This is a genomic window from Micromonospora sp. CA-269861 (assembly GCF_050948505.1).
Taxonomy (GTDB): domain Bacteria; phylum Actinomycetota; class Actinomycetes; order Mycobacteriales; family Micromonosporaceae; genus Micromonospora.
Window position 1 is genome coordinate 5,626,794 of record NZ_CP192014.1, and the last position, 19,085, is coordinate 5,645,878.

At 71.9% G+C, this 19,085-nt stretch carries 21 protein-coding genes, 1 pseudogene and 1 riboswitch; of the genes and pseudogenes, 6 read left to right on the top strand and 16 right to left on the bottom strand.

Annotated features, from left to right (window positions below; translation table 11 throughout):
• Positions 1-40 precede the first annotated feature (40 nt).
• From ACQP0U_RS25680 to ACQP0U_RS25695, 4 genes are all read right to left on the bottom strand, one after another.
• Positions 41-544, bottom strand: a complete 504-nt coding sequence (locus tag ACQP0U_RS25680) for a DUF6328 family protein (RefSeq protein ID WP_433311784.1) — start codon at positions 542-544, stop codon at positions 41-43.
• A gap of 143 nt (positions 545-687) precedes the next feature.
• A complete protein-coding gene (locus tag ACQP0U_RS25685; protein ID WP_433311787.1) occupies positions 688-1,437 on the bottom strand; it encodes a sugar isomerase domain-containing protein in 750 nt (249 codons plus the stop codon).
• Complete coding sequence (locus tag ACQP0U_RS25690) at positions 1,434-2,234, bottom strand: aminoglycoside N(3)-acetyltransferase (RefSeq protein ID WP_433311790.1); 801 nt, start codon at positions 2,232-2,234, stop codon at positions 1,434-1,436. Before ACQP0U_RS25690 ends, ACQP0U_RS25685 begins: the two co-directional genes overlap by 4 nt.
• A 6-nt stretch (positions 2,235-2,240) precedes the next feature.
• A complete protein-coding gene (locus ACQP0U_RS25695; RefSeq protein ID WP_433311793.1) occupies positions 2,241-3,071 on the bottom strand; it encodes an alpha/beta fold hydrolase in 831 nt (276 codons plus the stop codon).
• Positions 3,072-3,177: 106 nt separating this feature from the next.
• Positions 3,178-3,282, top strand: a riboswitch (TPP riboswitch).
• A 75-nt stretch (positions 3,283-3,357) separates the two neighbouring features.
• Here ACQP0U_RS25695 and ACQP0U_RS25700 point away from each other — a divergent pair.
• The 3 genes and pseudogenes from ACQP0U_RS25700 to ACQP0U_RS25710 all read left to right on the top strand — a co-directional run bounded on the left by ACQP0U_RS25700 (position 3,358) and on the right by ACQP0U_RS25710 (position 6,283).
• On the top strand, positions 3,358-3,945 hold the full coding sequence (locus ACQP0U_RS25700) for an ECF transporter S component (RefSeq protein ID WP_433311796.1): 588 nt from the start codon (positions 3,358-3,360) through the stop codon (positions 3,943-3,945).
• 111 nt (positions 3,946-4,056) lie between these two features.
• Positions 4,057-5,486 (top strand): annotated as a pseudogene (locus ACQP0U_RS25705) (ABC transporter ATP-binding protein).
• A complete protein-coding gene (locus ACQP0U_RS25710) occupies positions 5,483-6,283 on the top strand; it encodes an energy-coupling factor transporter transmembrane component T family protein (RefSeq protein WP_433311802.1) in 801 nt (266 codons plus the stop codon). The pseudogene ACQP0U_RS25705 and the gene ACQP0U_RS25710 overlap by 4 nt, the downstream one beginning before the upstream one ends.
• Before the next feature lie 406 nt (positions 6,284-6,689).
• Here the strand turns inward: ACQP0U_RS25710 and ACQP0U_RS25715 are convergent, their stop codons facing one another.
• Positions 6,690-7,196 carry a hypothetical protein gene (locus ACQP0U_RS25715; RefSeq protein ID WP_433311805.1) on the bottom strand — a complete coding sequence of 169 codons (507 nt, stop codon included), beginning with the start codon at positions 7,194-7,196 and terminating at the stop codon, positions 6,690-6,692.
• A 290-nt stretch (positions 7,197-7,486) separates the two neighbouring features.
• Here ACQP0U_RS25715 and ACQP0U_RS25720 point away from each other — a divergent pair, with 290 nt between their 5' ends.
• Together ACQP0U_RS25720 and gndA are read left to right on the top strand one after the other, a co-directional pair.
• Complete coding sequence (locus ACQP0U_RS25720; protein WP_196919265.1) at positions 7,487-7,783, top strand: thiamine-binding protein; 297 nt, start codon at positions 7,487-7,489, stop codon at positions 7,781-7,783.
• A 178-nt stretch (positions 7,784-7,961) separates the two neighbouring features.
• Positions 7,962-9,404, top strand: coding sequence for an NADP-dependent phosphogluconate dehydrogenase (gndA, locus tag ACQP0U_RS25725; RefSeq protein WP_433311808.1), 1,443 nt, complete (start codon positions 7,962-7,964; stop codon positions 9,402-9,404).
• Positions 9,405-9,558: 154 nt separating this feature from the next.
• Here the strand turns inward: gndA and ACQP0U_RS25730 are convergent, their stop codons facing one another.
• From ACQP0U_RS25730 to recO, 5 genes are all read right to left on the bottom strand, one after another.
• On the bottom strand, positions 9,559-10,320 hold the full coding sequence (locus ACQP0U_RS25730; protein WP_433311811.1) for a pirin family protein: 762 nt from the start codon (positions 10,318-10,320) through the stop codon (positions 9,559-9,561).
• On the bottom strand, positions 10,317-10,517 hold the full coding sequence (locus ACQP0U_RS25735) for a thioredoxin reductase (RefSeq protein ID WP_225855276.1): 201 nt from the start codon (positions 10,515-10,517) through the stop codon (positions 10,317-10,319). Before ACQP0U_RS25735 ends, ACQP0U_RS25730 begins: the two co-directional genes overlap by 4 nt.
• A gap of 183 nt (positions 10,518-10,700) precedes the next feature.
• A complete protein-coding gene (locus ACQP0U_RS25740; protein WP_030491795.1) occupies positions 10,701-10,886 on the bottom strand; it encodes a hypothetical protein in 186 nt (61 codons plus the stop codon).
• A gap of 71 nt (positions 10,887-10,957) precedes the next feature.
• Complete coding sequence (locus ACQP0U_RS25745; protein WP_433311814.1) at positions 10,958-11,770, bottom strand: isoprenyl transferase; 813 nt, start codon at positions 11,768-11,770, stop codon at positions 10,958-10,960.
• Positions 11,771-11,774: 4 nt separating this feature from the next.
• Positions 11,775-12,641: a DNA repair protein RecO gene (gene recO / locus ACQP0U_RS25750; protein ID WP_433311816.1), complete on the bottom strand. Its 867-nt coding sequence runs from the start codon at positions 12,639-12,641 to the stop codon at positions 11,775-11,777.
• A gap of 102 nt (positions 12,642-12,743) precedes the next feature.
• On the opposite strand from recO, the gene ACQP0U_RS25755 reads away from it, so the two are divergent.
• Entirely contained in the window at positions 12,744-13,553 is an 810-nt protein-coding gene (locus tag ACQP0U_RS25755; RefSeq protein WP_433311818.1) for a DUF4097 family beta strand repeat-containing protein, read from the top strand.
• Here the strand turns inward: ACQP0U_RS25755 and ACQP0U_RS25760 are convergent.
• From ACQP0U_RS25760 to ACQP0U_RS25785, 6 genes are all read right to left on the bottom strand, one after another.
• Positions 13,540-14,670, bottom strand: coding sequence for an acyltransferase family protein (locus ACQP0U_RS25760; protein WP_433311821.1), 1,131 nt, complete (start codon positions 14,668-14,670; stop codon positions 13,540-13,542). The two genes, ACQP0U_RS25755 and ACQP0U_RS25760, sit on opposite strands and share 14 nt — an antisense overlap.
• A gap of 145 nt (positions 14,671-14,815) precedes the next feature.
• A complete protein-coding gene (era, locus tag ACQP0U_RS25765) occupies positions 14,816-15,712 on the bottom strand; it encodes a GTPase Era (RefSeq protein ID WP_091409997.1) in 897 nt (298 codons plus the stop codon).
• Between the two features lie 5 nt (positions 15,713-15,717).
• Positions 15,718-16,104, bottom strand: coding sequence for a cytidine deaminase (locus ACQP0U_RS25770; protein ID WP_433311824.1), 387 nt, complete (start codon positions 16,102-16,104; stop codon positions 15,718-15,720).
• Entirely contained in the window at positions 16,097-17,521 is a 1,425-nt protein-coding gene (locus tag ACQP0U_RS25775; RefSeq protein WP_433321135.1) for a hemolysin family protein, read from the bottom strand. The genes ACQP0U_RS25770 and ACQP0U_RS25775 overlap by 8 nt, the downstream gene beginning before the upstream one ends.
• Positions 17,497-17,970, bottom strand: a complete 474-nt coding sequence (ybeY, locus tag ACQP0U_RS25780) for an rRNA maturation RNase YbeY (protein WP_272613012.1) — start codon at positions 17,968-17,970, stop codon at positions 17,497-17,499. Before ybeY ends, ACQP0U_RS25775 begins: the two co-directional genes overlap by 25 nt.
• 15 nt (positions 17,971-17,985) lie before the next feature.
• The gene (locus ACQP0U_RS25785) at positions 17,986-19,044 is read right to left on the bottom strand and encodes a PhoH family protein (protein WP_130403659.1); all 1,059 of its coding nucleotides are present in this window, start codon (positions 19,042-19,044) and stop codon (positions 17,986-17,988) included.
• Positions 19,045-19,085: the final 41 nt, after the last annotated feature.

Genomic DNA, 19,085 nt, shown 5'->3' on the forward strand with positions numbered 1-19,085 from the left:
GTTGTTACCCAGGGGTAGCGCTGCGTGAAGATCGGCGCGGTCAGCGACTGTTGATCGTGTCCGGGTCGTCGTCATCGTCGTCGATGTCGTCCTCACCCCAGTTGCGCCTGGCGAACGGCAGCAGCATCCAGAAGGTGAGGAACCAGAGCCCGGTCAGGGCGCTGAGCACGAAGGCGATCGGCCGGTCCAGCACGAAGTCGGTGATCAGCAGCACCGCGCTGACCATCGCGATCAGCATGAAGGCGAGACCACCGGTGGCCATCCGGTGGGCGAAGCGGACCAGCTCCGGCTTGCGCCCCTGCCGGAACAGCGCCCGGTGGAACGCCACCGGCGAGATGATCATCGCGGTGGCCGCGGCCGCCGCGAGCAACGCCACGATGTAGACGTCGCGTTGGAACTCGCTGGTCTGGGTGAACCCGTTACTGAACGGCAGGGTGAGCAGGAAGGCGAAGAGGATCTGCACGCCGGTCTGGGCGACCCGCAACTCCTGCAACAGGTCGGCGAAGTTGCGCTGCCAGCGCTGCTTCTCGGTCTCCTTGGACACGCGCTACCTCCGGTGAGACGCTACTGCCGGCGGTCCCGGCCGCCGGCAGCAACGCCAATGCCCCACCCGGCCGAGCGCGAAACAGGTTCACGACATCTGCCGTTCATCTCGCGGACGCAGATCGGCCGCCGCGGCGGCGAGCGTCAGGACCCGCGGCGGATGCGGCCCGCGTACCGGGCTTCCAACTCGTTGTTGTGCGCGTCGCCGTCGGGGATGTTCGCCGACAGGTAGACCGGGGCCCGCTCCCCCGCCGCCAGCAAGCGCGCCACCACCTCCACTGTCACCTGCTGGGCCAGCAGCGCCGCGGTGATCGAGGAGACCGCGCCGACCGCGCCGCCGCCGGGCAGGGGCAGCGTCGCATCGCCGTACGGTGCGCCGTTGTCGAGCACCACGTCGGCGAGGTCGCTCAGCTTGCGCCCGGACGGGTGCCGGGAGGTCATCCGGCCGGAGTGCTGCGCCGAGGTGATCGCCACCAGCCCGTGCCCGCGCTCCTTCACCAGCGTGGCGAACTCCACCATCGCGCCGTTGACCCCGGAGTTCGAGGCGAGCACGAAGACGTCGGTGGGGCGCACCGGGGCCAACTCGTAGAGGCGGTGCGCGACGGCCGGGTCACGTTCCAGCAGCGGGCCGAGCCGTTCGGCAGGTTCACCGCCGAGCAGCACCAGGTCGCGGAGCGCGATCCGGTTGGTCGGCACCAGACCGCCCGCCCGTCCGGCGATCTCCATCGCGAGGGCCTCCGAGTGCCCGGTGCCGAACGCGTGCACCACGCCGTCGGCTCGGACGGCCTCGGCGATCAGGTCGGCGGCCCGCCCCACCGCCTCCCGCTGACTGGCGGCCACCCGGCCGATCGTCTCGGTCACCACTGCCAGGTAGTCCTCGGCACTCACCGTCATACGTCCTCCGTCGTTCGATTGCGGGCCAGCCAACGAACCGCGAAGTCGACAGCCGCCCGCTGGCGCATCAACCTGCCGGTCCCGGCGCCGACCGGTCCGGTGCGTACCGCCCCGGTGGCCTCCAGGTCCCCGCCCAACACGGCGAAGTCGTCCGCGTCGAGCCGTACGTCCTGCCACCACACCCATTCCCGACCACCGTCGGCGGTACGCACGGCGGCGCCGAGCCGCTCCCGGGGCGAGCCGGGGCGGCGGTATTCGGCCAGGTGCAGCGAGGTGCTCACCGAGTGGTCCACGCCGAGCAGCAGGACGTCGGCGTCCAGGTCGTAGAGGCGGGCCAGCGGGGAGCCCTCGCCGAGCATGTCCGCCACTGTGTGCCCGGCGGTCACCTGCTCGGCGGCCGGCCCGAGTGCGGCGAACGACACCTGCGGGTGGGAGCTGCGCAGCGCGCCGGGCCAGCCGCGGACGGTTTCGGCGAGCGCACCCATGAACCGGCTCGGGGTGACCGCCGGGTCGAAGCCCGGCATCTCCGAGCGGATCAGCGGCCACCAGTCCGCCGGCACCGGCGGGTTGCGCCACTGCTGGGGGTCGCTGTTGTCGGGCGTGTGGGTCGGCACGACGATCGTGCCGTCCGGGCCGAGCGCGTCGCGCAGGGCGAGCACCACCGCGTGCGGGCCGCCGCTGACGAAGCCCAGCGGACGCAGGGCGGCGTGCACCAGCAGCGTCGCGCCGGGGCGTACGCCCAGCACGCGCAGCTGCGCCGCGATCGAGCGCCGCGACCCTGGCCCGTTGGCGTCCACCGCCGCTCAGGCCGTTCCGCCGGCTCGGGCCAGGATCGCCTCGGCGAGCGGGGCCGGCGCCGCGTCCGGGATCCAGTGACTCACCCCGGACAACTGCATGAAGCGGTAGTCCCCTGTGACGTTCGCCGCGCACGCTTCGGCGGCGGTCCGGCCGATGGCGACGTCCTTGTCACTCCAGACGTACGTGGTGGGCACCGCGACCGGGCCGACGCCGGCCAGGTCGGCGCGGGACATCGCGCGGTACCAGTTCAGCGCGGCGGTGAGCGCCCCCGGCTCGCGCATCGGGTCTGCGTACCGGTTGACCCGGGACGTGTCGCCCACCCCGCCGAGCAGCTTGCGCAGCGCTGTGGCGTGCCACGCCAGCAGCACCTTCTCCGCCTTGTCCGGCTTGCGGAACAGGGCGATGTACGACGAGCGGGCCTTCTGTTGGCCGTCGGTGGTCAGGGCGTGCGCCATGGCCGCCGGATGCGGTACGGACACCGCGGTCAGCGTGTGGACCCGCTCGGGGTGCCGGGCGGCGACCGCCCAGGCCACGATCGCGCCCCAGTCGTGGCCGACCAGGTGGACGGCGTCCAGCCCGAGCGCGTCGAGCACCGCCACCACGTCGGTGACCAGCTCGGGGATGCGGTAGTCGGCCACCGCCGTGGGCCGGGCGCCGGGCGAGTAACCGCGCTGGTCCAGCGCGTACGTGCGCAGCCCGCCCGCGTGCAGCGCCGGCACCACGTCGTCCCACTCGCCGCTGTGCTGAGGAAAACCGTGCAGCAGCAGGACGGGTACGCCGTCCGGTGGACCCTCGACGGTCACCTCGAACGTGAAGCCTCGCGCGTCAACCCGCATGATCGGAAGCGTACCCAGACGGCGGTGGGCCGGTCGCTCCCGCAGGTCAGGCGGATGCCCTGCTGGGCCCGCGCCCAGGTCGGTGCTAGCGTCAGCGAGACAACTTCATATCCGACAGGGGAGCGCACAGCGCTGAGAGTGCGGGCACGCCCGCAGACCCTCGAACCTGATCTGGGTAATGCCAGCGCAGGGAGTTCGGTCGACCTCCAGCCGCGCCGCAGTCCGGTGCCACCGGACGCGGCGTGCGTCTTCTCCTGGTTCTCTTCACTTGAACTGGGAGCAAACCATGGACAACACCACCAACCGTTGGCGCACCATCGACATCGTGGTCGCCTCGGTGATCGCGGTCGCCTTCGGCGTCATCTTCTGGGCCTGGGGCCTGGTCTGGAGCGCCACCGAGGGCGCGTTCGCCTTCTTCCCGCCGGCGCAGACGCTGCTCTACGGCGTCTGGCTGATGCCGGCGGTGATCGGTGGGCTGGTGATCCGCAAGCCCGGTGCCGCGCTCTACTGCGAGACCGTGGCCGCCGTCCTGTCCGCGCTGCTGGGCAGCCAGTGGGCCGGCACGGTGATTCCGCAGGGCATCGTGCAGGGCATCGGCGCCGAGCTGGCCTTCGCCGCCTTCCGGTACCGGTCGTTCCGGCTGCCGACCGCGGTGTTCGCCGGTGCGCTGACCGGTCTCAGCGCCGCGCTGTTCGACTTCTTCGTCTGGAACGTCGACTACGAGCTGACCGACTACCGCATCCCGTACGCGCTGCTCACCATCGTCAGCGCCACCGTGATCGCCGGCGCGGGCGGCTGGCTGCTGACGAAGGCCCTGGCCAACACCGGCGTCCTGGACCGCTTCCCGGTAGGCCGAGACCGCGCCCTGATCTGACCCTGTCCCGTTGATCAAGAGGTTTGCGTCAACGGAAGCCGAATTTCTGACGCAAACCTCTTGATCAACAACTGTGGGTGGGGGCGCGCGGGCCGGGAGGGGGTGGGTTTGGTGGCCGGAGTACTGCTGCGGGGGTTCGGGTGGCGGCACGCTGGACGGCGCGCCTGGGCTGTGCGCGGCGTTGACCTGCGGGTCGAGGCCGGGGAGCGGGTTCTGCTCCTCGGGCCGTCGGGGGCTGGCAAGAGCACACTGCTCAGCGCGCTGGCCGGGCTGCTTCCCGAGGACTCCGGCGAGCAGGAGGGCACCGTCGAGATCGACGGGCTCGACCCGCGCAAGGGTCGGGAGCGGGTCGGCATCGTCTTCCAGGACCCGGAAACCCAACTGGTGATGGCGCGCTGCGGCGACGACGTCGCGTTCGGGCTGGAGAACCGGGGAGTGCCGGCCGACGAGATCTGGCCCCGGGTGGACGAGGCGCTGCACCGGGTCGGTTTCCCGTACTCCCGGGACCGCCACACCGCCGCGCTCTCCGGCGGCGAGCAGCAACGCCTCGCCCTGGCCGGCGCGCTGGCCCTGCGCCCCGCCCTGCTGCTGCTCGACGAGCCGACCGCCAACCTCGACCCGGCCGGAGCCGACCTGGTCCGACACGCGGTGGCCGGCGCGCTGGACGCCGACACCACGCTGATCCTGGTGGAGCACCGGGTCGCCGAGGCGCTGCCGCTCGTCGACCGGGTGGTCGTCCTGGAACCGGGTGGCGGCGTCCGCGCGGACGGCACGCCCGAGGCGGTCTTCGCCGCCCACGGCGCCGCCCTGGCCGCCGAGGGGTCTGGGTGCCGGGTCACCCCATCGCGCCCCGGCCGGCCACCGCCGGCCCCGGGGAGCTGTTGCTCACCGCCGACCGGCTCGGCCTGCCGCCCCGGCTGGGCTGCACCGATCTCGCGGTACGCGCCGGCGAGGCACTCGCCGTACGCGGACCCAACGGTGCCGGCAAGTCCACCCTGGCGTTGCTGCTCGGCGGTCTGCTCCGGCCGGGCAGCGGGAGGGTCACCGCGTCCGCCGAACTGGCCGGCACGGACCACCGCACTCCCCCGCACCGGTGGCGGGCCCCCGCGCTGGCCCGACGGATCGGGTCGGTCTTCCAGGACCCGGAGCACCAGTTCGTCACCAGCACGGTCTTCGACGAGCTGGCGCTCGGCCCGCGCCGCACCGGTCAACCCGAGGCGGTCGTCAAGGAGACCGTGGCCGGGCTGCTGGAACGGCTACGGCTGGCCCGGCTCGCCGCCGCCAACCCGTACACCCTCTCGGGTGGCGAGGCGCGGCGGCTGAGCGTGGCGACCGCCCTGGCCACCGCGCCACGCCTGCTGATCTGCGACGAACCCACCTTCGGCCAGGACCGGCGGACCTGGCGGGAACTTGTCGACCTCTTCGCCGACCTGCGCGACGCCGGGCACGGCGTGGTCACTGTCACCCACGACGCGGACTTCGTCGCCGCGCTCGCCGACCGCACCGTCACCCTGCGACGCACCTCGGACGACGACAGATGATCAGCATCGAGCCGGTCGCCGCGCCGGATGCGCCGTTGGCCCGCCGCAACCCGGTGGCGAAGGTCGCCGCCGCACTTGCCTTCTCGTTCATCCTGCTGGCGACCCTGGACCCGGTCGCCCCGGCGATCGCCATCGCCCTCGAACTGGCAGTCCTGCCGCTGTTCGGCATCCGCTACCGGGTGCTGGCCCGCCGGGCCTGGCCACTGCTGCTCAGCGCCGCCGGCATCCTGGTCACCCTCGTGCTGTTCGCCGCCGACCGGTCCGGCCGGGTCCTGCTGGACGCGGGGCCGGTGCTGGTGAGCACCGGCGTGCTGCTCACCGCGCTCGGCCTGGTGCTGCGCGTGTTCGCGGTGGCGCTGCCCGGTGTGATCGTCTTCGCGACCACCGACCCCACCGACCTGGCCGATGCGTTGATCCAGAACGCGAAGGCGCCGGCCCGGTTCGCCATCGGGGCGCTGGCCGCGTTCCGGCTGGTGCCACTGCTCGGCCAGGAGTGGCAGATGATCAGCATGGCTCGGCGCGCGCGGGGCGTCGACGCGGGACGCAATCCGGTGGCGAAGCTGCGACTCTTCACCTCCACCGCGTTCGCGCTACTGGTCGGGGCGATCCGTCGAGGCACCCGACTGGCCGTGGCGATGGACGCGCGCGGCTTCGACGCCGGCACCCCCCGTACCGTCGCCCGCCAGCAGCGCTTCACCCACGCCGACACGCTCCTCATCGCCGGGGCCGTCGTGCTGGCCGCAGCCGCCCTGACCACGAGCGTCCTCCTGGGCACCTTCCGCCCCCTGATCAGCTGAACCCGCCACCCCGCTGCCCGCTGCCCGCCTGCCCGCCGCCCCGCTGCGCACGCCGCCAAGATCCGCACAACATCAGGGATGTAGTGGCCTCGTCGGCGGCGGAGGCCACTACATCCCTGATGTTGCTGTCACCACCCCGCGCCCACGCCCCGCCGCAGCCCTCGCCCCAGCCCCAGCCCACCCCGCCCCGCCCGCCCGGCCCGCTCCGCCCAGCCCGCTCTGCCCGGCCCGCCGAACTTGCGATTTCTGTCGTTGATTCATCCCGATTTGCCGGTAATGCGGGGACAGGAAGTGCAAGATCGGCGGGTCGGGCCGGGCCGGGCCGGGCCGGGCGGAGCGGGGTGGGCTGGGGCGGAGCGGGGGCTGTGCGGGGTGCATTGGGGCAGGGTGGGGTGGGGTGGGTTGATCAGCTGCGGCGGAAGGCGTAGCGGCGGGCCTGGCCGGCTTGCTGACTGCGGCCGCCGCCGGAGCGGTTGCCGCCGCCCTGCGGTGGCCCGGCCGTCGGTGCCGCCGGTCGCCCGGTCGGCTTCGGCAGATCTCCCACCGTCGGCGCGTCGACAACCGTCGGCACGTCGACCGCTGCCAGTACATCGACCGCTGCCGGCACGTCGACCGGCAGCGCCACCTCGTCCGGGACCGCCGCCGGCAGCGCCGGCTCGGCCAGCACCGCCGGCAGCGCCCGCTCGGCCAGCACCGCCGGCAGCGCCCGCTCGGCCAGCACCGCCGGGAACGCCGGCTCGGCCAGCACCGCCGGGAACGCCGGCTCGGCCAGCGCCGCCGGTAGGGCCGGTTCGGCAGTGAGGTCGAGGTCGGTGAGGGTGGGTGGCAGCGGGCCGTGGCCGGCCGCCGGGTCGACGCCGAGTGGCGTCGCTCTCGGGGTACGGGTCTTCTTCGGGTTACGCCTGGCAGGCATCCGGGCCTCCTTCAATGCCGACCGGCACGGCCGGTCCCGCGCTGCGGCGGTCGGTCGGATCGGCTGGTGACCGTCGTCGCGCGACGGTCGAGTGGGGAAGGGACTGCTCACCGGGGTCTGCCAGGGCCATCGCCGCCTGTCGGCGGGGAGGGGATGCGGGACGCCCGGGAGCGCACGGACCGCGACGCGGGACGGCGGGCCGGCTCGGAAGTGGGGCGTCAGTTACGCATGTCCGTACCGTAGCCACCGCCCGACCGGCGCGCACCCGTTTTTACTGGCACGATCGGCACATGCTGATCGCGTTCTCGATCACCCCGCTCGGCGGTGACGACTCCGTGGGTGACCTGGTGGCCGAGGCGGTGCGGGTGGTCCGTGCGTCCGGCCTGCCCAACCGGACCGATGCCATGTTCACCACCGTCGAGGGCGAGTGGGACGAGGTGATGGCGGTGGTGAAGCAGGCGGTCGACGTGGTCGCCGCGCGGGCGCCCCGGGTGAGTGTGGTGCTCAAGGCCGACGTCCGGCCCGGGGTCACCGACGCGCTCACCGGGAAGATCGCCCGAATCGAAGCCCGCCTCGCCGAAGGCTGACGCGTACGGCGCGGGATGACGACACGTTTCCCTGCGCGCGGTCCACCGACCACTGCGAAGGCATCGGCAACGTCCACGTCACGTGCAGTAACGGGACGTCGATCACTGGTCCGTATCGGCTCCTGTCACGGTAAGTTTCCAAACGCTGATAGTGGTGTGACGAGAGGTGGCGGCACGGATGGCTGATCAGGCGAGGGCACAAATCGGTGTGACCGGGCTGGCGGTGATGGGTCGCAATGTGGCCCGCAACCTGGCCCGCAACGGCTTCACGGTGGCAGTGCACAACCGCTCGCCGGAGCGCACCCGCAGCCTGGTCGCCGAGCACGGCGACGAGGGCACGTTCGTGCCGGGCGAGACGATGGCCGATTTCGTGGCGTCACTGGAACGACCCCGCGCGGTCATCGTCATGGTCAAGGCCGGCGCGCCCACCGACGCGGTGATCGACGAGTTGGTGCCGCTGCTCGACGAGGGCGACATCATCGTCGACTGTGGCAACGCCCACTTCGCCGACACCCGCCGTCGCGAGGAGGCGCTGCGGGCGCAGGGGCTGCACTTCAGCGGCACCGGCGTCTCCGGTGGCGAGGAGGGCGCGCTGCGCGGGCCGAGCATCATGCCGGGTGGCTCCACCGAGTCGTACGCGAAGCTCGGGCCGATGTTCGAGAAGATCGCCGCCCAGGTGGACGGCGTGCCGTGCTGCACGCACGTCGGGCCGGACGGCGCCGGGCACTTCGTGAAGATGGTGCACAACGGCATCGAGTACGCCGACATGCAGCTCATCGCCGAGGCGTACGACCTGCTCCGGGCCGGCCTGGACGCGACGCCTGCCGAGATCGCGGAGATCTTCCGGGAGTGGAACAGCGGCGAGTTGGAGTCGTTCCTCATCGAGATCACCGCCGACGTGCTCGCGCACACCGACGCGGCGACGGGCCGGTCCTTCGTGGACATCGTGCAGGACCGGGCCGAGCAGAAGGGCACCGGTCGGTGGACCGTGCAGAGTGCCCTGGACCTGGGCATCCCGATCACCGGGATCGCCGAGGCGACGTTCGCCCGTTCGCTCTCCGGGCACGTCGACCAGCGCGAGGCGGCCCGCCGGGCGTTCCCCGACGCGGGTGAGAAGTGGCAGGTCTCCGACCGGGAGACCTTCGTCGAGGACGTTCGCCGGGCGCTGCTCGCTTCCAAGATCGTCGCGTACGCGCAGGGCTTCGACCACATCCGCGCGGGCAGCCAGGAATACAACTGGGACATCGACCTCGGCGGCACCGCGACGATCTGGCGGGGCGGCTGCATCATCCGGGCCCGCTTCCTGAACCGGATCCGCGAGGCGTACGACGAGCAGCCCGACCTGCCGACGCTGCTGGTGGCGCCGTACTTCGCGGAGGCGGTCAGCGCTGGTGTGCCGAGCTGGCGACGGGTGGTGGCCGACGCGGCCCGGGCCGGTGTGCCGACGCCCGCGTTCTCGTCGTCGCTGGCGTACTTCGACGCGTTGCGCGCGGAGCGGCTCCCGGCCGCGCTGATCCAGGGCCTGCGGGACAACTTCGGCGCGCACACCTACCAGCGGGTGGACCGCGACGGCTCGTTCCACACCACCTGGGCCGCGGACCGCACCGAGTCCCCGGCGTAGCCGGCGCGGCACCGGCCTAACCGACACGGCGCCGGCCTAACCGACGCGGTGCCCTGCGCCGCCGTGATCGTGCTCGATCCTTGATGTAGTGGTCTCCCCCGACGGGGAGGCCACTACATCCATGTTCGGGGCGGGATCAGGGGACGCGGCACCGTCAGGCGACAGTGGCGTGCATCTCCCAGACGAGGATCTCGGCCGGATCGTCGGCGGTGACCCGCCGGCCACCGGTCATGGTGAGCCGGGCCGCGTCGCCGCTGCCGAGCGGGCCGCTGCCCTCCAGGGTCACCGTGCCGTCGGGCACGTAGACGTGCACGTAGGGCGCGTCGGGGATGGTGACCTCGTCGCCGGGGGCGAGACGGGCGGCGTGCAGGGTCGCGTACCTGTTCTGGATCCGGATCGCCGAGGCACCGTCGTAGCGGTCCATCCCGGAGGCGATCGGCACCAGGCCCCCGCGCAGCAGCTCGTCCTCGATCTCCAACTGCTCGTAGCCGGGGTCGACGCCCTGCTCGTCGGGGAGCACCCACATCTGCACGAAGTGCACCGGGTCGCTGTGCGGCTCCTGGTTGTTGAGCCGCCAGGCGTCGTTCTTCTCCGAGTGCAGGATGCCGGTGCCGGCGCTCATCCGCTGCGCCAGACCCGGGTAGATCACCCCGGAGTGCCCGGTGGAGTCCTGGTGCACCAGGGAACCGCGCAGCACCCAGGTCACGATCTCCATGTCCTGGTGCGGGTGGGTCTCGAAGCCTGCCCCCGGTCGGACCACGTCGTCGTTGTTGACAAGCAGCAGGCCGTGGTGGGTGTTGGCCGGGTCGTAGTGCCGGGAGAACGAGAAGGAGTGCTTGGAGTCCAGCCAGGAGATCCGGGTGGCGAAGCGATCATCGGCACGACGGATGTCGACGGAGGGTGCGGGCGCGGTCACCAGGCACGCTGCCCGGCGTCGGGGGTCGACGGCGCCCAGGTCAGGGCCGGCTCGCCGGTGGCCAGTTCGGCGATCTCACCGGTCCGCAGTTGTGGTGTGTGGCCGAACTCGGCGCAGTGCTGCTCGGCGATCTCGGCACAGATCTCGGCCACCTGCTCGCAGATCGGGTCGCCCAGGTCAGCGGCGTTCAGCGCCATGATCATCTTAAATCGGAGATCCCGCATTTCCCCCCCAACCGCCGTCGTCCCACCACCTCCGGACCCTACCCGCCCCCCTTCCGCAGAACCCCGAAACGACCGCACCAGCCCACCTCGGCACCGGGGACGCGACGGCGCCGCCCGCACGGGGGTGCGGGCGGCGCCGGGGACGGGTGGGGTTGGTCAGAAGAAGCGGCGGCGCTTGGCCTTCTGCGGCCGGATCAGGTCCGCCCCCTTGGTCAGCAACCGGGTCGCCCCGGAGGGACCACGCCGGGCCTCCAGGGTGTGGCTGAGCCGGCGGGCACCGGCAGCGGCCAACGGCACCGCGACCGCCATCACCGCCCACTGGGCAATGCGCTTCTGGATCATGTGGGTTCACCTCCGTCAGTGACTTCTGACGACTCTGATACCCAGAGTGACGTGCGGGTAAGCGCGTCGGCTCAGATAACCGGGGCGACCGGGTTGGGCAGCGCGCCGCCGAAGCGGCGGTCCCGCTGTGCGTACAGCTCGCACGCGTACCAGAGGTGGCGGCGGTCGAAGTCGGGCCAGAGCGTGTCCAGGAAGACCAACTCGGCGTACGCGGTCTGCCAGAGCAGGAAGTTGGAGATCCGCTCCTCCCCCGAGGGGCGCAGGAACAGGTCCACCTCCGGGATCTCCGGGTGGTAGAGGTACTTCGCCACGGTCTTCTCGGTGACCTTCGCCGGATCGAGCCGGCCGGCGGCCACGTCCCGCGCGATCGCGGCGGCGGCGTCACCGATCTCGGCCTGCCCGCCGTAGTTGACGCAGAACTGCAGGGTCAGCGTCGAGTTGTCGCGGGACATCTCCTCGGCGGTCTGCAACTCGGAGATGACGCTCTTCCACAGCCGGCCGGACCGGCCCGACCACACCACCCGTACGCCGAGGTCGACCAGCTGGTCACGGCGGCGACGGATCACGTCCCGGTTGAACCCCATCAGGAACCGGACCTCGTCGGGCGAGCGCCGCCAGTTCTCGGTGGAGAACGCGTACGCCGACAGGTACGGGATGCCCATCTCGATGGCGCCCTCGATGGTGTCGAAGAGGCTGTGCTCCCCCGCCTCGTGCCCCTTGGTGCGGGGCAGCCCGCGGTCCTTGGCCCAGCGGCCGTTGCCGTCCATCACCACCGCCACGTGCTTCGGCACCGCCTCGGTGGGCAGCGCCGGGGGTCGGGCCCCGGACGGGTGCGGCACCGGCGGCGTCGGCTCGCGCCGGCCCGCCTTCTTCGATCGGATCACTCGGTCACTCCCTGTTCGCGCCGTCCGCCCCGGCCTCGACGTCGCCGCGTGGCCGGAGCACCACGGCCCCGGCGCCTTCCGGCGGCGAGGCCGCACCGGCCGCCGAGGAACCCCGGTCGACCAGCGGCAGCGAGCGTAGCGCGCGCTCCAGGTGCCACTGCAGGTGAGCCGCGACCAGCCCACTGCACTCCCGACGTACGGCGGCGTCGGTGGCGTCGGCGATCACCCAGTCGCCGGTGGTCAGCGCGGACATCAGATCGATGGTGGCCGGCGCGGGATGGGCCGCCCCGGGTGGTCGACAATCCGGACAGACCGCCCCGCCGGCCGGTACCGAGAACGCCCGGTGCCGCCCGGGCGTGCCGCAGACCGCGCAGGCGACAAGCGCCGGCGCCCAGCCGGCCAGGGACATCCCGCGCAGCAGGTACGCGTCGAGCACCAGGGTGGTGGCGTGCTCGCCCCGGGACAGCGCCTTCAGCGCGCCGAGGGTGAGCTGGAACAGCCGCAGCGACGGCTCCCGTTCCACCGGGGTCAGCCGCTCGGCGGTCTCGGCGATCGCGCTGGCCGCCGTGTAGCGCGGATAGTCGCCCAGGAACCGTTTGCCGTACAGGTCGATGCCCTCGACCTGGCTGACGGTGTGCAGTGAGCTGCCGTGGTTGCCCTTCGGGTCACCGGCGAGCTGGAGGTCGACGTGGCCGAACGGCTCCAGCCGGGCGCCGAACTTGCTCGTGGTGCGGCGGATGCCGCGAGCCACCGCGCGCAGCCGGCCGTGCCGGCGGGTGAGCAGGGTGATGATCCGGTCGGACTCGCCGAGCTTCTGCACACGCAGCACCACCGCGTCGTCGCGGTAGAGCTGTCGGCGATACCCGGCCATCGGGCCATTCTCCCTCGGGGTGTGAAATCAGGGTTGGTTCGGGGTGCAAGCGCGGTTGAACCCCGATGCGGCCGACTCGGGCTCGGCCGTAGCGTGCTGGTCATGGCACTGCTGCTGACCACCACCCCCCGCCGTCGTCGCGTCGCCACTCCCGTCGCGCTGGGGCTCGCCACCACCCTCATCGTGCTGGCCGGGTGCGACAACCTGTCGTTCCGCCGACTCGACTACGACAACACCGAGGCGGTCCGGATCACCACGGTTCGGCTCTCCGGGGGCTCGGGCGACGTGGTGGTCCGCGGCACCGGCCCGGCATCCGAGGTGCGGATCAAGCGGGTGGTGCGCTATCAGGGCGGCGAACCGGACAACGCCCGGTACGAGATCAAGGGCAGCGAGCTGGTGCTGGACACCGACTGCGGCTCGCGGTGCAGCATCTCCTACGAGGTGACGGTGCCGGAGGGCGTGGCGGTGCAGGGCGAAACCAGCTCCGGCAACGTCGAGCTGACCCGGGTCGGCACCGTGGAGCTGCAGGTGAGCTCGGGCGACGTGCGGGTCTCCGGCGCGTCGGGAGCGGTCGGGGTCGAGGCCCGCTCCGGCAACATCGAGGTGAGCGAGGCCGCCGCGGCGGTACGGCTGCGCGCCTCGTCCGGAGACATCACCGCGCGGCGGCTGGGCGGCACTGTCGACGCCGAGGCCAGCTCGGGCAATGTCAACGTGGAGCTGGACAAGCCCGCCTCGGCCCGGGTCCACGCCTCCAGTGGCGACGTCACGCTTGTGGTGCCGGTGGGCAGCTACCGGGTCCGGTCCAACGCCGACTCCGGCGACGAGACCGTCACGGTCGCCGACAACCCGGCGGCGACCCTGGTGCTCGACGGTTCGGCCGACAGCGGCAACCTCACGATCAGCGAGCGTTGATCTCGACGCTGGCCGCCTCTCCAGCCGTCCGCTGCGCCGGCACCACCGCGCGGCCGACTGTCGTCCCGGCACCGTCCGCCGCGTCGCCACCCGGCCGGACCGCCACGTCGGCGGTCCGCGCCGGGCCACCGGGGATCAGCTCTGGTCGTCGGCGGGCGGCGACGTCCTCCACCCAGCCGACGGCCAGCGTGACCAGCCCGACCAGTGCGAAGACCAGTAGCACCCGGATGGCCAGACCCACCGGGTCCTGGTGGGACCAGCCCACCACGTCGACAAGCGGAGTGAGCGCCACCACGAACGGCATGTGCCAGAGGTAGACGGTGAGCGCCCGCCGGTTGAGCAGGGTCACCGCCCGGTCGGCCAGGCGGGCTCGGCTCAGCCAGGCAATGCCGTCCGGTGCCCGACCCAGCACGATCAGGATGAACGCGGCCGACCAGAGGGCGTTGCCCAGGTGGTTGTCGTTGAGGTCGTACCCGCGCGGCCCAGGATGCCCGACGATCCAGGCGCCGCCGCCCACGGCGAGGGCGAGCGCCAACGGGTACAGCAGCCGCCCGGAGAGTCGGCGCAGCATCCCGGCGTGGTGGGCGAAGCCGAGCAACCACGCTCCGAAGTAGAGCCCGAACTCGCGCAGCACCGGCGGCGCCGGGTAGATCCCCACCTCGATCGACACCAGCAGGAGGTACGGGGCGAGCAGGGTCGGCAGCGGGGCACGCCGGAACAGCCAGAACGCGACAGGCGAGGCGAGCACGAACCACAGGTAGTCGCGCAGGTACCAGATGACGCTCAGCGCCAGCGCGCCCCAGTGGTTGGCCGGCGGGTCGGCGATCGGGAACAGCCACAGCAGCACCCGGGGGCTCACCGGCAGCCCGGTGAACAGCATGGCCGGCACGAAGACCACAGCGAGCACCCACAGCGACGGCAGCAGCCGACGCAGCCGACGCCCGACGGCCGCCGGTCCGGAACGGGTCAGCGACGCGGCCATCAGCGAGCCCGCCAGCGCGAACATCACCGACATGGCAGGGAAGACGAGGGTGAGGGTCGCCCATCCGGTGACGTGGTAGACCACCACTCGGACGATGGCCAGGGAACGGAGGAGATCGAGGTACCTGTTGCGCATCAGCCTGCATCTTGGGTCGGGGACGCGGGGCATGAATCCCCTACCCCGCACGCTGCCCGTACAAAACGGCCACGACCCCAACCGGACGTGAACAACCCCGTCCAGGGCGGCGGCGCCGGCCGGCGCCGCCACTCGACGGAGTAGGTCAGAAGCCCAGCTTGCGCAGTTGCCTCGGGTCCCGCTGCCAATCCTTCGCGACCCGTACGTGCAGGTCGAGGTAGACCCGGCCGCCGAGCAGCTCCTCGATCTGCTTGCGGGCGTTGGTGCCGACCTCCTTGAGCCGACTCGCCTTGTGCCCGAGCACGATCGCCTTCTGGCTGGGCCGCTCCACGTACAGGTCGGCGTAGATCTTCATGACCTGGCCCTCGGGGATCATCTCCTCCACCACCACGGCGATGGAGTGCGGCAGCTCGTCACGGACCCCCTCCAGGGCGGCCTCCCGGATCAGCTCGGCGACCAGCACCTGCTCGGGGTCGTCGGTGAGCATGTCGTCCGGGTACAGCTGCGGCGACGGCGGCAGGTACTTGGTCATCACGTCGACGAGCGTGTCCACCTGGTGCCCGGACACCGCGCTCACCGGCACGATCTCGGCGAACTCCCCCATCTTGCTGACCGCGAGCAGCTGCTCCGCCAGGCGACGCTTGTCCACCAGGTCGGTCTTGGTGACCACCGCCAGCACTGTCGCCTTCAACTCGGCCAGCTCGCCGGTGATGAACCGGTCACCGCGCCCGACCGGCTCGTCGGCCGGGATGCACAGGCCGATCACGTCGACCTCGGTCCAGGTGGACCGGACCAGGTCGTTGAGACGCTCGCCGAGCAGCGTACGGGGGCGGTGCAGGCCCGGTGTGTCGACGAGGACCAGCTGCGACTCCGGTCGGTGCAGCACCGCCCGGATGACGTGCCGGGTGGTCTGCGGCTTGTTCGAGGTGATGGCGATCTTGGTGCCGACGATGGCGTTGGTGAGCGTCGACTTGCCGGCGTTGGGACGACCGACGAAACAGCCGAACCCGGCCCGGTACGGTCGCGCCTCCGGATCCTGCACCGGGCTCACTCGGTCACCGTGCCGAGGACCGTGCCGTCCGGAGCAGCCACGTGGACCGGCGCGTCCGCCGCGAGGTCCCGCACCGCCGCGTACCCGGCGCCGTCAAGCGTCGACGCCTCGGTCACCACGACCGCGGCCTCCAGCCGACTCGCCCCGGCCGCCACGGCTGAGGCGACAGCCAACTGCAACGCGGTGAGCGTCAGCGACGGCAGCGCGACACTGGCCGCCGCGTACGTCCGGCCGTCCTGGTCGCGGACCGCGGCGCCCTCCACGGCGCCGACCCGCGCGCGGGCTCCCCGGGCCAGGACGACGAGCTTGCCGTCCTCGGCGCTCAGCGCTCCCGGCGCGGCGGGGGTGGGCCGGGCTACAGGCGCGGCGGGTGTGTCAGGCATCGGCGGGTTGCCTCTCGTCGTCTCGATAGTTGTCCGTGTCGTCCCCGGGGCCGGCGTGCTCGCCGCGCCCCGCAGTGTCCTGCTCATGGCCCGGCTCCACCCGACTGACCAGGACGGTGTCGATCCGGTTGCGCCGGCCGGTGGTGCCCTCGGCGACCAGGCGGAGACCTGCCACCTCGGCCTCGGCACCCGGGATCGGCACCCGCCCCAGCGACTGGGCGAGCAGGCCGCCGACCGTCTCCACCTCGTCGGTGGGCAGGTCGGTGTCGAACATCTCGCCGAGATTCTCCACCGGCAGGCGAGCGGTCACCCGCACCGAGGAGTCCGCCAGACGTTCGACGGGCGGGCGCTCGACATCGTACTCGTCGGTGATCTCACCGACGATCTCCTCGAGGATGTCCTCGATGGTGACCAGGCCGCCGGTGCCGCCGTACTCGTCGACCACGATGACCAGGTGGTTGCGGGCCGCCTGCATCTCGGACAACAGGTCGTCGACCGGCTTGGACTCCGGTACGAAGGTCGCCGGGCGCATCAGCTCGGCCACCGGCAGCTGCTCGGCCCTCGGGTCCCCGCCACGGGAGCGCCGGATCAGGTCCTTGAGGTAGAGCACACCCAGCACGTCGTCGACGCTCTCACCGATCACCGGGATGCGGGAGAAACCGGATCGCAGGAAGAGCGCCAGCGCCTGCTCGAGGGTCTTGCCCTCCTCGATCCACACCATCTCCGTACGCGGCACCATCACCTCACGGGCGATGGTGTCGCCGAGCGCGAAGACCGAGTGGATCATCTGGCGCTCACCGTGTTCGACCACGCCGCGCTGCTCGGCCAGGTCGACCAGCTCCCGTAGCTCCACCTGGGTGGCGAACGGGCCTTCCCGGAAGCCGCGCCCCGGGGTGACCGCGTTGCCGATCAGGATCAGCAACGACGCGAGCGGGTTGAGCGCGCGGCCCAGCCAGCGGACCAGCGGCGCCACCGTACGCCCCACGGCGTAGGCGTGCTGCCGGCCGATGGTGCGCGGAGCGACGCCCACCACCACGAAGCTGACCACTGTCATCGCGCCGGCGGTCACCAGCGCGGCCCGCCAGCCGGCGCCGAAGCTGTCCACTGCCACAAGCGCCACGAGCGTGGTGGCGGTCAGCTCGGCGAGCAGTCGCAACAGCAGGAGCAGGTTGAGGTGCCGGACGACGTCCCCGGCGACGACCTGGAGGGTACGGGCGCCACGCACGCCGTCGCGGGCGAGCTCGGCGGCTCGGGCCGGTGAGACAGCGGCGAGGGCCGCCTCGGTCATCGCGATCAGGCCGGCCAACACCACCAGGCCGGCCGCGAAGACGATCAGCTGGATGTCGGGAAGGCCGGCGGGGGCGCCGGCCGCGAGTAACGGAGGAGTGGACATCACTGGGTGCGGGTCGACCGCCAGCTCGCCAGCAGTCGAGCCTGGAGTGCGAACATCTCCCGCTCCTCCTCCGGCTCGGCGTGGTCGTAGCCGAGCAGGTGCAGCACCCCGTGCACGGTGAGCAGGTGCAGCTCGTCGGCCGGCGCGTGCCCGGCGGTCGCCGCCTGCTTGGCCGCCACCTCCGGGCAGAGCACGATGTCGCCGAGCAGGGCGGGCTCGCCGCCGGCCGGTGCGGACTCACCCGGGCCGTGGTCGACGCTGCCCTCGTCCATGGGGAAGGCGAGCACGTCGGTCGGGCCGTCGCCACCCATCCAGCGGTGGTTCAGCTCGGTCATGTAGTCGATGTCGACGAGCAGCACGGACAGCTCGGCGAGGGGGTTGACCCCCATCTCGTCGAGGGCGTGCCGGGCGACGGCGAGCACTGCGTCGGTGTCGACCTCGACACCGGACTCGTTGGCGATCTCGATGGACAACTGCTTTCCTCTGCTTTAGCGGCGGCGGCCGGCCCGGCCGCCCTGGGCGGGTCGCCCAGGCACGGCGTGAACGCCCTGCGCCTGCTGGTTCTCCCGCTCGGCGTCCCAGCGGGCGTACGCGTCGACGATCTCCCCGACCAGCCGGTGGCGGACCACGTCGGAGCTGGACAACTGGGAGAAGTGCACGTCCTCGACGTTTTCCAGGATCTCCCGAACCACCCGCAGGCCGCTGCTCGTCCCGCCGGGAAGGTCCACCTGGGTGATGTCACCGGTCACGACGATCTTGGAGTTGAAGCCGAGTCGGGTGAGGAACATCTTCATCTGCTCGGGCGTCGTGTTCTGCGCCTCGTCCAGAATGATGAACGCGTCAGAGAGCGTACGGCCCCGCATGTAGGCCAGCGGGGCGACCTCGATCGTCCCCTGGGCCATCAGCTTCGGGATCGTCTCCGGGTCGAGCATCTCGTGCAGCGCGTCGTAGAGCGGGCGCAGGTACGGGTCGATCTTCTCGTTGAGCGTGCCGGGCAGGAAGCCCAGCCGCTCGCCCGCCTCGACCGCCGGCCGGGTGAGGATGATCCGGTTGACCTGCTTGGCCTGCAACGCCTGGACGGCCTTCGCCATCGCCAGGTAGGTCTTTCCGGTGCCGGCCGGGCCGATGCCGAAGACGATGGTGTGGGTGTCGATCGCGTCGACGTACTTCTTCTGCCCGAGCGTCTTGGGGCGGATGGTGCGCCCGCGCCGGGAGAGGATGTTGAGGGTCAGAACCTCGGCGGGCCGCTCGGCGCTGCCCTGCTCGAGCATGCCGACGGTACGCCGGACGGCGTCAGTGGTCAGGGTCTCGCCTTTCTCGATGAGTTCGAGGAGCTCGCTGAAGACCCGCTCGGCGAGAGCATTGTCCGCGGGGTCACCGGTGATGGTGATCTCGTTGCCGCGGACGTGCACGTCACTGTTGACCGAGCGTTCGACGAGTCGGAGGATCTCGTCGCCTGCGCCGAGCAGATTGACCATGATCTTCGGGTCGGGCACGGTGATCCTGGTCTGCACCCGGGGCGGGCCGGGAGGTGGGGTGCCGGTCATAGGTCGGGCCGAAGGGCCCTGCGCCACCTGCTCTCGATCTC

Coding starts and splice junctions, on each gene's coding strand:
- ACQP0U_RS25755 (WP_433311818.1), top strand. CDS start 12,744: ATGGCACTGCTGCTGACCACCACCCCCCGCCGTCGTCGCGTCGCCACT.
- ACQP0U_RS25760 (WP_433311821.1), bottom strand. CDS start 14,670: ATGCGCAACAGGTACCTCGATCTCCTCCGTTCCCTGGCCATCGTCCGA.
- recO (WP_433311816.1), bottom strand. CDS start 12,641: ATGGCCGGGTATCGCCGACAGCTCTACCGCGACGACGCGGTGGTGCTG.
- ACQP0U_RS25770 (WP_433311824.1), bottom strand. CDS start 16,104: ATGCCTGACACACCCGCCGCGCCTGTAGCCCGGCCCACCCCCGCCGCG.
- ACQP0U_RS25735 (WP_225855276.1), bottom strand. CDS start 10,517: ATGGCGCTGAACGCCGCTGACCTGGGCGACCCGATCTGCGAGCAGGTG.
- ACQP0U_RS25695 (WP_433311793.1), bottom strand. CDS start 3,071: ATGCGGGTTGACGCGCGAGGCTTCACGTTCGAGGTGACCGTCGAGGGT.
- ACQP0U_RS25785 (WP_130403659.1), bottom strand. CDS start 19,044: ATGACCGGCACCCCACCTCCCGGCCCGCCCCGGGTGCAGACCAGGATC.
- ACQP0U_RS25710 (WP_433311802.1), top strand. CDS start 5,483: ATGATCAGCATCGAGCCGGTCGCCGCGCCGGATGCGCCGTTGGCCCGC.
- ACQP0U_RS25715 (WP_433311805.1), bottom strand. CDS start 7,196: ATGCCTGCCAGGCGTAACCCGAAGAAGACCCGTACCCCGAGAGCGACG.
- gndA (WP_433311808.1), top strand. CDS start 7,962: ATGGCTGATCAGGCGAGGGCACAAATCGGTGTGACCGGGCTGGCGGTG.
- ACQP0U_RS25685 (WP_433311787.1), bottom strand. CDS start 1,437: ATGACGGTGAGTGCCGAGGACTACCTGGCAGTGGTGACCGAGACGATC.
- ACQP0U_RS25720 (WP_196919265.1), top strand. CDS start 7,487: ATGCTGATCGCGTTCTCGATCACCCCGCTCGGCGGTGACGACTCCGTG.
- ACQP0U_RS25740 (WP_030491795.1), bottom strand. CDS start 10,886: ATGATCCAGAAGCGCATTGCCCAGTGGGCGGTGATGGCGGTCGCGGTG.
- ACQP0U_RS25700 (WP_433311796.1), top strand. CDS start 3,358: ATGGACAACACCACCAACCGTTGGCGCACCATCGACATCGTGGTCGCC.